An 11,816-nucleotide genomic window follows, 5' to 3' on the forward strand; every position below is an offset into this window, starting at 1 on the left:
GATGAGCAGGTCGCGCGCCGAGCCGTACAGGAGCCGCCGGGGACCGGCCGTGGCGGTCGCGAGCGCGCCGCCGACCGTCGCACCGGGCACGAGGCCGTCGAGGGCGAGCTGCTGGCGCGTGCCGGAGACGGTCTCCTGCAGATCCTCCAGCGGCAGGCCCGCCTCGGCCTTGACGACCAGGTCGCCCGCCGCGTGCTCGATCAGGCGCCCGAGCCGCCGCGTCTCGACGATCAGGTCACAGCGCTCGGGCGGCGCGCCCCAGTGCAGCTTCGTGCCGGCGCCGCGCGGCACGACGGCGAGGCGGTGCTCGGCGGCGGCGCGCATCAGCTCGCTCGCCTCCGTCACGGTGGCGGGCGCGGCCACGTACGAGGCGGCGGAGCCCTGGACGGTGTCCCCGGGCTCGGCGGGACGCACCTCGCACGCCTTGGCCAGAGCGTCGATCACCGGTGCCATCAGAACAGGTCCGCCTTTCCGCTCTCGACGAGCGGATGGACCTTGGTACGGCGGCCCGGCACCTCACCGCACAGCCGCGGGGTCGGGTACACCTTGCCGGGGTTGCACAGGCCGTCCGGGTCGAAGGCGCACCGCACCATCTGCATGGTGTCGAGGTCCTCCTCGGTGAACATCCGGGGCATGTGCTTGGCCTTGTCGACGCCCACGCCGTGCTCGCCGGTGATCGACCCGCCGTGCTCGATGCACAGGTCGAGGATCTGGCCCGAGACCACCTCGGCGCGCTCGCCCGCGCCCGGCACCGCGTCGTCGAACAGCACCAGTGGATGCAGGTTGCCGTCGCCGGCGTGGAAGACGTTGGCGACCCGGACGCCGCTGTCGCCCGACAGCTCGTCGATCCTGGCCAGCACCTCGGGCAGAGCCGTACGGGGAATGACGCCGTCCTGCACGATGTAGTCGGGGCTGATCCGCCCCACCGCCGCGAACGCGGACTTGCGGCCGCGCCAGATCAGGGCCCGCTCGGTGTCGTCGGCGGCCACCCGGATCTCGAACGCCGCGGCGCACAACTCCTTGACCTGCGTGAACTGGTGGTCCACCTCGGCGGCGGGCCCGTCCAGCTCGACGACGAGCACCGCGCCGGCGCCCGGCGGATAGTTACAGGCCACCGCGGCCTCGGCCGCCTCGATGGACAGCGCGTCCATCATCTCGATCGCCGCGGGCACCACGCCCGCGGAGATGATCGCCGAGACCGCCTCGCCCGCGCTCTCGATGGTGTCGAAGGCGGCCAGCAGCGTCTCGACCTTCTCCGGCAGGCGCGTGAGCCTTACGGTGATCTTGGTCGTGATGCCGAGCGTGCCCTCCGAGCCGACGAACGCACCGAGCAGGTCATAGCCCGGCGCTTCGGTGATCTCCACGATCTCTCCGTCGGGCGTGACGACCTCGCAGGCCAGCACGTGGTTGACGGTGAAGCCGTACTTCAGGCAGTGGGCGCCGCCGGAGTTCTCCGCGACGTTGCCGCCGATCGAGCAGATCTGCTGGCTGGAGGGGTCGGGCGCGTAGTAGTACCCCTGCGGCCGTACGGCCTTGGAGACGTCGAGGTTGATCACTCCCGGCTCGACGACGGCGCGCTCGCCCTCGATGTCGATCTCCAGGATCCGCCGCATGCGGGAGGTGACGATCAGTACGCCGTCGGTGCGGGGGAGCGCTCCCCCCGACAGCCCGGTGCCGGAGCCCCGTGCGATGTAGGGCACGCCCTCGGCGGCGCAGGCCCTGACGATGGCGGCGATCTGCTCCGCGCTGTCCGGCAGCACCACGATGCCCGGCGTCGCCCGGTGGTAGGTCAGCCCGTCGCATTCGTACGTGCGCAGCTCCGCGGGGTCGGTGATGACGTTGCCGGCCCCGGCGACGACCCTCAGCCGCCCTGCGAGCCCGTCAAGCCCTGCTGTAGACACATCACCCATCCTTGACCTTTCACGACAGGTCCAAACTAGTCGGTATCAATGCGTGACCTGGCACTTGCCGGATGACCCACGGTAGGGCTTTGACCTGCGAAGACGTGATCGTCAGCCCCGGAGCCCGGCGGGCTCCGGGGCGCGGCCGTCAGGGCATGCGCTCGTAGGCCGGGACGGTGAGGAAGTCGGCGTAGTCATCGGCGAGGGCGACCTCCTTGAACAGGCTCACCGCGTCGGCGAAGCGCTTCTCGTCGTAGGCGTCCCCGTACGATTCGCGGATCTTGCCGAGCTCCTCGTCGATCAGCCGCTCGACCAGCTCCGGCGTGATCTTCGGGCCCTCGGCGAGCTCGACGTCGTTGTGAATCCACTGCCACACCTGCGAACGCGCGATCTCGGCGGTCGCGGCGTCCTCCATCAGGTTGAAGATCCCCACTGCGCCGTTGCCACCCAGCCAGGTCGCGATGTACTGCAGGCCGACGCTGATGTCGTTGCGCAGCCCCGCCTCGGTGATCTCTCCGGGCGTCTTGTCCACCGCGAGCAGTTCGGAGGCGGACACCGAGACCTCCTCGCGGAGCCGGTCGCGCTGGTTCGGCCGGTCGCCGAGGACCTTGTCGAACATCTCGCGGCAGATCGGAACGAGGTCGGGGTGGGCCACCCACGAGCCGTCGAAGCCGTCCTCGGACTCGCGCTTCTTGTCCGCGCGGACCTTCTCCAGCGCCGCCTTGTTGACCTCCTCGTCGCGGCGCGAGGGGATGAACGCCGCCATGCCGCCGATCGCGTGCGCGCCGCGCTTGTGGCAGGTGCGCACCAGGAGCTCGGTGTACGCCCGCATGAACGGGGCGGTCATCGTGATCGCGTTGCGCTCGGGCAGCAGGAACTGCCGGCCCCGCGAGCGGAACTTCTTGATCACCGAGAACAGGTAGTCCCACCGGCCGGCGTTGAGCCCCGCGGAGTGGTCCCGCAGCTCGTACAGGATCTCCTCCATCTCGAACGCGGCCGGGATGGTCTCGATCAGCACCGTCGCCCGGATCGTGCCGCGCGGGATCTCCAGGAGGTCCTGGGCGAGGTTGAAGACGTCGTTCCAGAGACGCGCCTCCTGCCGGCTCTCCATCTTGGGCAGGTAGAAGTACGGTCCCTTGCCCTTGTCGAGCTGGCGCCGCGCGCAGTGGAAGAAGTAGAGGCCGAAGTCGAACAGGGAGCCGGACATGCGCTCGCCGTCCACGAGGACGTGCTTCTCGTCCAGGTGCCAGCCGCGCGGCCGCACGACGATGGTGGCCAGCTCCTCGTCCGGCTTCAGGGTGTAGGACTTTCCGCCGGTCTCGAAGTCGATGGTGCGGTCGAGGGCGTCCCTGAGGTTGAGCTGGCCGCCGACCATGTTCTCCCAGAGGGGGGTGTTGGCGTCCTCGAAGTCCGCGAGCCAGACCTTCGCGCCCGAGTTGAGCGCGTTGATCGTCATCTTGCGGTCCGTCGGGCCGGTGATCTCGACGCGGCGGTCCTCCAGGCCGGGCGCCGGGTCGGCCACGCGCCAGGTGTCGTCCTGGCGGACGTCGGCGCCGGTCGGGGAGAAGTCGAGCGTGCCGCCGGCGGTCAGCTCCTCCTGACGCTCGGCGCGGAGGCCGAGCAGCTCGCGGCGCCGCGCGCCGAACTCACGCTGGAGGGTGGCGAGAAAGCCCAGCGCCTCGGGCGTGAGGATCTCCCCGAACCGATCTTCGACGGAGCCGGTCAGCTCCACGCCTGTGGGGTCAGCCATCTGCCTACCCTTCCGTATAGCGAAAAAATACTTCTGCTTAGTGGAAAGCCTATTAACGTCCTCGCGGACCGGTCAAAGGGGTCCGCCCCTCCCTCCTACCCGGGCGGCCTTCCGTGTCGATATCCAGGTGTGCGAAACGTCCGCACGTGGCAGCATCAAGGGAAGATCCGGGGACGTTCCCGCGTTGACATGGGGGAAGATGACTACTTTTTCCTACGAAGAGCCAGAGCCACTGACCGGTGAGCTCGATCTCGAAGACCGCCAGGCGCTGCGCCGGGTCGCCGGACTCTCCACCGAGCTCCGCGACATCACCGAGGTCGAGTACCGGGCCCTCCGGCTCGAACGCGTCGTCCTGATCGGCGTGTGGACCGACGGAGACGAGGTCCACGCCGAGAACTCCCTCCGTGAGCTCGCGCTCCTCGCCGAGACCGCCGGCTCGCAGATCCTCGAGGGCATGATCCAGCGGCGGTCGCGCCCCGACCCCGCGACGTACGTCGGCTCCGGCAAGGCGCTGGAGCTGCGCGACGTCGTGATCTCCACGGGCGCCGACACCGTGATCTGCGACGGAGAGCTGGCGCCCAGCCAGCTGCGCCGCCTGGAGGAGATCGTCCAGGTCAAGGTCATCGACCGGACGGCCCTGATCCTGGACATCTTCGCCCAGCACGCCAGCAGCCGTGAGGGCAAGGCACAGGTCGAGCTGGCCCAGCTCGAATACCTCCTGCCGCGCCTGCGCGGCTGGGGTGGCAACCTGTCCCGGCAGGTCGGCGGCCGTGCCGCCGGCGGTGTCGGCATCGGTGGCCGTGGCCCCGGTGAGACCAAGATCGAGCTGGACCGGCGGCGCATCCGCACCCGCATGGCCAAGCTGCGCCGTCAGATCAACGAGATGGGCAAGGCCCGCGACACGATGCGGTCTCAGCGCCGCACCCGCGCGGTGCCCGCGGTCGCCATCGCCGGTTACACCAACGCCGGCAAGTCCAGCCTGCTCAACCGCCTCACCGGCGCGGGAGTGCTGGTGGAGAACGCCCTGTTCGCCACCCTCGACCCGACGGTACGCCGGGCGAGCACGCCCAACGGCCGCGCCATCACGCTCGCGGACACCGTCGGGTTCGTCCGGCACCTGCCGCACCAGCTCGTCGAGGCGTTCCGCTCGACGCTGGAGGAGGTCACCGACGCCGACCTGATCCTCCACGTGGTCGACGGCTCCGACGCCGACCCGGAGGCGCAGATCGCCGCCGTGCGCGAGGTGCTGCGCGACATCGGCGGCGCCGACGTCCCGGAGTTCGTCGTCATCAACAAGGCCGACCTCGCCGACGAGATGGCACTCGCCCGGCTCCGCCGGCACGAGCCGCACAGCGTCGTCGTCTCGGCGCGCACCGGCGCCGGCATCGGCGAGCTGCTCCAGGCGATCGAGGACGCGCTCCCGCGCGCCGAACGTGAGGTGCACGCCCTGGTGCCGTACGATCGCGGCGACCTGGTCGCCCGTGCGCACGACACCGGCGAGGTGCTCTCCCAGGAGCACACCGCCGAAGGCACCGCGCTGCACGTCAGGGTGCCCGACCGCCTGGCGGCCGAGCTGGAGCCGTACGTCTCCGCTCAGGTCTGAGACACTGCCCGGGGCCCTCGCCCGCCGCTCGCGGCGGGCGAGGTCTTCGCGTGGAGGGGGCCGTGACCACCGGGATCGGCCCGGCGGGGAATCGGTCCCGGCCATCTTCACCGTTCGCCCCGACCGCCGTGTCTTTCTGAGGTATCTTCAAAGCGCCTGTAACAGTCGGCCGTTGGGGCGGTCGAGTAGTGGTATACGGCCAAAGGCTGTACAGGGGGGCGTCGGTGCACTACCGTGACGAAACCGAGTTTTCCGGGTTCGTTGCTCCAGGTGGTCTCGTGGCCATCTCCTTAACCGCACTTGGGTCCGTCGGCAGCGTTGCCGTCGTTAGTCGAGCGAGAGCAGGTGACCCGCTGCATGGCGTCCGGACACCCTTCACCGGCGCGATGGCGTAGCCGGGCGGTGATGCAATGACCGTACGTTTGCTGACGAACATCGGTCGGCTGTGGACCGGCACCGACGTGTGCAGCAACGCCGCGATCCTCGTGCACGACGACCGCATCGTCTGGGCGGGGCCCGCCTCGGACCTGCCGCAGAGCGTCCCGGGTGTCATCGACGACATCGTCGACGTCGACCACGTCGAGAACCTCGGCGGCGGGCTCGTCACGCCGGGCCTGATCGACGCGCACTCCCATCCGGTCTACGCGGGCAACCGCTGGGCCGAGCTCGCCATGCGCACCAGCGGCTCGACCAACAACGAGATCGTCGCGGCCGGCGGCGGTGTCGCCTCCACGGTCACCGTGACCCGCGGCACCGACCCCTGGACCCTCTGCAACAACGTCCGCGAACGGCTGCGGCAGTGGATCTGCGCCGGCACCACCACGATCGAGGCCAAGACCGGCTACCACCTCACCCGCGACGGTGAGCTGGCCGACATCCGGATGCTGCGCTCGCTCGAGGAGGAGCCGTCGATGCCGCGCATCCACGCCACCTTCCTCGCCGCGCACGTCCTGCCGCCCGAATACTTCGGCCGCCGCCGCGACTACATCGAGGCCGTACGGCTCTGGGCCGGCGACGCGGCCGCCGCGGGCGCCGACAGCATCGACGTCTACTGCGACGAGGGCCACTTCACGCCCGACGAGGCGCGCGTCCTGCTGATGACCGGCCAGCGGGTCGGGCTCAAGGCCCGCATCCACGCCTGCGCCAACGAGCGCGTCGGCGCGGCACAGGTCGCGGCCGAGGTCGGCTGCGCCTCCGCCGACCTGCTGACCGAGGCCAACGAGGACGACATCAAGGCGCTCCACCACGGCGGCGTCGCCGCGACGATCTGCCCGGGCAGCGCCCTGCACAACGGCCGCACCCCACCCGTGCGCGCCCTGCTCGACCGGGGCGTGACGCTCGCACTCGGCACCGACCACAACCCGGGCCAGTGCGGCATCACGTCGATGCCTCTCGTCGTCGGCCTGTCCGTCGCGATGTTCGGCCTCAGCGTCAACGAGGCCCTGCGCGCCGCGACACTCGGCGGCGCGGCCGCCCTGCGCGTGTCCGACCGCGGCGCTCTCGCACCCGGCATGTACGCCGACATCGTGCTCTGGGACGCCGACCACGAGGGCGCCTTCGCCTGGGCGTTCGGCCTCCGCGCCCAGCGGGTCTGGCGCGGCGGCGTTCCCGTCCAGGTCTGAGCCGACCGTCTCGTCACGGCGGTGCGTTCCCGGACGCCGGGAACGTCATCGTCCGGGTCTCCGCGCTTTCCGCTGACGGCAGGCTTCTCTCGGCGGCGGTGAACTCCTGGGGCGTACTCCGCTCAACGGTGCCTCGCCGATGTCACCCGCAGCGGTATTCCGAGGCGGCGCGAGCCGGACGAGTTGCCTGGAGACGGCGGTGGCGGTCGCCGGGGCCAGGATTCGCCGCGCCTCTGGGTCGCTGAACGACAGGACCGAGGTGGGCCAGGTCAACGCCCACGCCACGGCGATGGAGGCGACTCACCTCCGGCGGCGATGGTGCGCCGCGGAGCCGACTCAGGCGCCGCCCTCCGAAGGCGACCTCGCTAGGTGTACTGCTCAGGCAGGTTGGTTGAGTTTGTGTGAGGACACGGTGTGGATCTGGGTGGCGGGTGAAGGCCTGCGGTTGTGGAGTGGAATTGCCGAGGAACCGCTCCGTCCACCAGGAGGCCTTCGTGTCCCACGCTGACGCTGCCCTGACTCCTCGTGGGCGTCTTCGCCTCGCGCGTCTGATCGTCGATGACGGCTGGCCGATCGCCCGGGCGGCCGAGCGTTATGACGTGTCCTGGCCGACCGCCGAACGCCGGGCCACCCGTTACCACCGGCACGGTGCCGCGGGGATGGTCGATCGTCCGTCTCGGCCGCGTCACAGCCCATCACGGACGCCGCACCCGGTGGGTGCGCAAGATCGTGCATCTGCGCTGGAAACAGCGGCTGGGGCCGATCCAGACCGCCGGTCGGCCAGACGTGCCGGCCTCGACCATGCACGCTGCCCTCACCCGGTGCCCTCTCAACCGGCTGAGCCATATCGATCACTCCACCACCGAGCCGATCCAGCGTTATGAACACGACCAGCCCGCTGCCCTGCCGCACGTGGACGTGAAGAAGCCCGGACAACATCCCCAACGGCGGCGGGCGGCGCCATGCCGGCCACATCCAGAGCGAACACAACCACGAGGCCACCGCGAACCACACCGGCAACCGCAACACCCGCGACAAACCCCGCCCGGGCACCGCGCTCGTACACACCCTCATCGATGACCACCCACACATCGCCTACGCCGAAATCCACGACGACGAAAAGGCCGCCACCACCATCAAGGTGCCCCGCAACGCCGTCGCCTGGTCCACCGCCCGCGGCATCACCATCGAACGGGTCCTGAACGACAACGGCTCAACCTACAAATCCCCGCGCCCGGCACCACACATGCACCGACCTCGGCACCCGACCGAAGAAAACCCGACCCCACCGGACCAAGGGAAAAGCCGAACGTTTCCACCGCACCCTCGCCGACGGCTGGGCACCCGGACGCTTCTACAACCCAGAACGCGCACGCCGCAAAGCCCTCCCCGCCTGGATCCACTTCTACAATCACCACCGACCCCACACCGCAACCGGCGGCAAACCACCCATCACCCGCTTGACCAACCTCCCCGGGCAGTACACCTAGCGGGTGTCGGCCGCCCCCAGTCGCGCCGGGCGGCGGAAGCTCGCGGCGAAGCGGGCGGCGGCCTCCGCGTCGCCCTCGACGCGCAGCGTCCCGTCGTCCACGGCCTCGCGGAGGTCCCGCTCGCCGAACACCACCGACCTCAGCGTCGTGACGTCGGTGACGAGCGTCACGTCCGGCTCGTCGGCTTCGCCGCGTTCGAGCCATAGCCGCCCGTCCACGACCACGGCGTGGAAGCGGTCGTCGCCGAGGCGGATCTCATAGGTCCCGTCCCGGGCGGCGTCCGCGTCGAAGCTCGTCCTCAGCGCGAACATCAGCGCGTCGGCGCTGAGCTCGTTGCCGGAGGTCATCGGCGACCGGCTGCCCCAACGGCCGAGGTGGAACAGCACCGGTTCGAGGCCGCGGCCCCACTCCGTCAGCTCGTACACCCAGGCGGCCGCCGGCGGGCCGAGCCTGCGGCGGCGGACGACACCGCCGGCCTCAAGCTCCCGCAGACGCTGGGACAGGACGTTCTGGCTCGCCGTGGGCAGGCCGCGGTGCAGGTCGGTGAAGCGCTTGGGGCCGAACACCAGCTCACGGATCACGAGCAGCGCCCAGCGCTCTCCGATCACGTTGAGGCCGCGAGCGATGCCGCACGGATCGTCGTACCGCCGTTTGTCGGACACGGTTGTTACCGTATCCAGGACCAGTTACTCCTAATTCAGGAGCAAACCGAGTGCTTACTCAGGGAGACCTGTGCCTGCGGGCGCGGCGTCGTTACGCCCGGGAGGAGCAGGCGGCGGCGACCGTCGCCCGCGTGCGTCTTCCCGTCGGCACGACCGCCGGAGAGCTTCCCGAGAGAGGGTGTTGATGGCGACCTATGTCCTGATCCACGGCGCGGGTGACGCCTCGTACTGGCACCGGCTCGTCCCCGAGCTGCGCGGGCGCGGCCATGACGTGGTGGCGCCCGAGCTGCCGAGCGACGACGCGGTCGGCCTGGCCGGATACACCGATACGGTCGTCTCGGCCATCGGCGACCGTACGGATCCGATCGTGGTGGCGCAGTCGCTGGGCGGCTTCACCGGCCCGCTGGTGTGCGACCGCGTGCCGGTGCGGCTGCTGGTGATGCTCGCCGCGATGGTCCCGGTGCCCGGCGAGACGGCGGGAGACTGGTGGGACGACACCGGCGCGGAGCGGGCCCGCCGGGAACAGGCCGTCCGAGACGGGCGCTCACCAGACTTCGACCTGGTGGAGAGCTTCTTCCATGACGTGCCCCCGGAGATCGCCGCCGAGGCGATGACACGCGAGCAGCGGAGCGAGTCGGCCTCGATGTGGACGGACCCGTGGCCGCTGAAGGCGTGGCCGGACGTCCCGACGCGTTTCCTGCTGTGCCGGCACGACCGGTTCTTCCCGGCGTCGTTCCAGCGCCGCGTCGTACGCGAACGGCTGGGCATCGTCCCGGACGAGATGGACGGCGGCCACCTGCCCGCGCTGAGCCGTCCCAAGGAGCTCGCGGACCGTCTGGAGGCCTTCCGCCTGGAGTGTCCGGCCGGCTGACCGGCTCCGCCGCGCGTTCCAGGAGCGGCTCCCGGAACGCGCGGCCGCGGGTCCGTCAGCCGGTCACCGGCTCGATCGGCGTCTGCAGCTCGGTGACCCACCGCTCGGGAGAGCCGGACGGGCAGTCCAGGTACAGCTCGCGTGCGTAGGCGACGGCGCGGTGGCCGTGGGCGTCGATCCAGCGCGCCAGGATCTGCCCGGTCGTGACGATCTCGTCCATCGATCCCCGGTGCACGATCGTCGCCGCCGAGGCGATCCCCGGCAGGTCCACGACCGCGAAGTCGTGCGCCTCGCCCGGCGGCACCGCCACCGGCAGGCACGCGTGCACGATGATCGCGCCGTCGGGGGAGTCCTCGTAGTAGGCGATGCCCGGCCCGGTCACCGTGACGCCGGCCCGGGTCAGGCGGCGGTCGAGCTCGGGGTAGAGCGGCTGGATGACCGGCCCGATGTCGCCGGGCTCGTAGCTCGCGGCGGTGGCGGTGAGCTCGGCCACCCGTACGGGCGGGAGGGGTTTGATCTGTACGTCGGCGGCAGGCATGTGGCCCTCGCTCTCGATCATTCGGAGCCTCGCCTCGACCCGGGCCAGCCGGGCGGCGTCCGCCTCCATGCGGGCCTCCAGCTCCGCGCGGCGGAGCCGGAGCATCCCGTACAGCTCGCTCGCGTCCACCGGCTCGCCGAGGATCCGCCGCACCTGTTCGAGGGTGAAGCCGAGATCCTTCAGCGCGATGACGCGGTTGAGCGTGCCGAGCTGCGCGGCCTCGTAGAAGCGGTAGCCGCTCGCCGGGTCCACACGGGCGGGCCGCAACAGCCCGATGGCGTCGTAGTGCCGCAGCATGCGGACCGAGACACGGCCGTGCCGGGCGAACTCTCCGATACTGAACATGACGCCTCCCAGTGCACGGCCTCACACGGTGTCATGGTCAAGCGGCTATCATCCGAGATGTCGTACCAGGTTCGTCGATGGTCCGCGTCCGCCGCTGAAAGGGCGCACTTCTCATGACCCTCACGACAAGGGGCGTCACCGCCCGGGTGTGGTGAGCGCGCGGTCGATCCGGGTGCGCACGCCCCACGACCTGCACCGCGCGCGCCGGCGGCGCTCGCACCGCTGCTGGGACCATCTGATCGTCGCTCCGCTGTGGCCCCAGCACGGGGCCAACCTCGGCACCCTGCTTCGCACCTGTGACGCCGTCGGCGCCTGCCTGGCCGTACCCCGCTTTCCGTGGGTGCCCGAGGCGCTCGCCCGCGGTGACACGCTGCGTGAACGGCCTTGCGTGCACTGGGTCCACGGGCCGCTGCGGTGGCTGGAGGACCAGCGGGACACCCACGTCATCGGCGTGGAGCTCGCGGAGGACGCCGTACGCCTCGCCGACCTGCCGATGGCCCGCGGCCGTACGGTCGCGGTGCTCGGGAACGAGCGCACGGGCATCCCGCCGGAGGCGCTCGACCTGCTCGACGAGGTGGTGGAGATCCCGATGATCGGTACGGGGTCGAGCCTGAACGTCGCGGTCGCGGGCTCGCTCGTCCTGTACAAGCTGGCCGGGATGTCATGAGCGCCGTCGCCGGCTCTAGACTCCGGGCATGAGAGCAGCGGTCGCGATCGTCACCGATTCCACCGCGTACCTGCCGGAGGAGGTCGTCTCCGCGCACGACGTCACGGTCGTCCCGCTCCAGGTCGCGGACGGCGACGACGTCCGCGAGGAGGCCGGGGGCGACGGACCGCGCGACTGGCGGCCGGTCACGACGTCGCGGCCCTCACCCGCGATCATCGACCGCGCGTACGAGGAGGCGGACGTCGCCGGTGCGCGGGCGGTGGCGTCCGTGCACCTTTCCGGGGAGATGTCGGGCACCGTGGACAGCGCCCGGCTCGCCGCGGATGACGCGCCGATCCCCGTACGGGTGGTGGACAGCCGTTCGATC

Annotated in this window: 11 protein-coding genes and 1 pseudogene; 7 read left to right on the forward strand and 5 right to left on the reverse strand. The window is 70.7% G+C overall.

Annotation, left to right across the window (positions count from 1 at the left end):
• The 3 genes from ACFFNX_RS19215 to aceB form a co-directional block, all read right to left on the reverse strand.
• On the reverse strand, positions 1-453 hold a 453-nt coding region (locus ACFFNX_RS19215; protein WP_378203683.1), incomplete at its 3' end, for an FAD-binding oxidoreductase.
• On the reverse strand, positions 453-1,910 hold the full coding sequence (locus ACFFNX_RS19220; RefSeq protein ID WP_378203686.1) for an FAD-linked oxidase C-terminal domain-containing protein: 1,458 nt from the start codon (positions 1,908-1,910) through the stop codon (positions 453-455). The genes ACFFNX_RS19215 and ACFFNX_RS19220, both read right to left, overlap by 1 nt.
• A 139-nt stretch (positions 1,911-2,049) precedes the next feature.
• The gene (gene aceB / locus ACFFNX_RS19225; RefSeq protein ID WP_378203689.1) at positions 2,050-3,651 is read right to left on the reverse strand and encodes a malate synthase A; all 1,602 of its coding nucleotides are present in this window, start codon (positions 3,649-3,651) and stop codon (positions 2,050-2,052) included.
• Between the two features lie 199 nt (positions 3,652-3,850).
• On the opposite strand from aceB, the gene hflX reads away from it, so the two are divergent.
• The 3 genes and pseudogenes from hflX to ACFFNX_RS19240 all read left to right on the forward strand — a co-directional run bounded on the left by hflX (position 3,851) and on the right by ACFFNX_RS19240 (position 8,366).
• Positions 3,851-5,254 carry a GTPase HflX gene (gene hflX, locus ACFFNX_RS19230; protein ID WP_378203692.1) on the forward strand — a complete coding sequence of 468 codons (1,404 nt, stop codon included), beginning with the start codon at positions 3,851-3,853 and terminating at the stop codon, positions 5,252-5,254.
• A gap of 410 nt (positions 5,255-5,664) precedes the next feature.
• Positions 5,665-6,876 (forward strand): imidazolonepropionase, encoded by a 1,212-nt coding sequence (gene hutI / locus ACFFNX_RS19235; protein ID WP_285580707.1) that lies wholly within the window; start codon positions 5,665-5,667, stop codon positions 6,874-6,876.
• A 494-nt stretch (positions 6,877-7,370) separates the two neighbouring features.
• Positions 7,371-8,366, forward strand: a pseudogene (locus ACFFNX_RS19240) (IS481 family transposase).
• Here ACFFNX_RS19240 and ACFFNX_RS19245 read toward each other — a convergent pair.
• Positions 8,363-9,028 carry a winged helix-turn-helix transcriptional regulator gene (locus ACFFNX_RS19245; protein WP_378203698.1) on the reverse strand — a complete coding sequence of 222 codons (666 nt, stop codon included), beginning with the start codon at positions 9,026-9,028 and terminating at the stop codon, positions 8,363-8,365. The pseudogene ACFFNX_RS19240 and the gene ACFFNX_RS19245 sit on opposite strands and share 4 nt — an antisense overlap.
• A 50-nt stretch (positions 9,029-9,078) precedes the next feature.
• On the opposite strand from ACFFNX_RS19245, the gene ACFFNX_RS19250 reads away from it, so the two are divergent.
• Both ACFFNX_RS19250 and ACFFNX_RS19255 read left to right on the forward strand, forming a co-directional pair.
• Positions 9,079-9,213 (forward strand): hypothetical protein, encoded by a 135-nt coding sequence (locus tag ACFFNX_RS19250; protein WP_378203701.1) that lies wholly within the window; start codon positions 9,079-9,081, stop codon positions 9,211-9,213.
• Positions 9,213-9,899, forward strand: a complete 687-nt coding sequence (locus ACFFNX_RS19255; RefSeq protein ID WP_378203703.1) for an alpha/beta hydrolase — start codon at positions 9,213-9,215, stop codon at positions 9,897-9,899. The genes ACFFNX_RS19250 and ACFFNX_RS19255 overlap by 1 nt, the downstream gene beginning before the upstream one ends.
• Before the next feature lie 55 nt (positions 9,900-9,954).
• Here the strand turns inward: ACFFNX_RS19255 and ACFFNX_RS19260 are convergent, their stop codons facing one another.
• Positions 9,955-10,782, reverse strand: coding sequence for a MerR family transcriptional regulator (locus ACFFNX_RS19260; RefSeq protein WP_378203706.1), 828 nt, complete (start codon positions 10,780-10,782; stop codon positions 9,955-9,957).
• Positions 10,783-10,933: 151 nt separating this feature from the next.
• Between ACFFNX_RS19260 and ACFFNX_RS19265 the strand changes: the two genes are divergently transcribed.
• On the forward strand, positions 10,934-11,449 hold the full coding sequence (locus ACFFNX_RS19265; protein WP_378203709.1) for a TrmH family RNA methyltransferase: 516 nt from the start codon (positions 10,934-10,936) through the stop codon (positions 11,447-11,449).
• Positions 11,450-11,477: 28 nt separating this feature from the next.
• The coding region (locus ACFFNX_RS19270) for a DegV family protein (RefSeq protein WP_378203712.1) at positions 11,478-11,816 on the forward strand (339 nt) is incomplete at its 3' end.

Source organism: Actinoallomurus acaciae, assembly GCF_042429965.1.
GTDB lineage: Bacteria > Actinomycetota > Actinomycetes > Streptosporangiales > Streptosporangiaceae > Actinoallomurus > Actinoallomurus acaciae.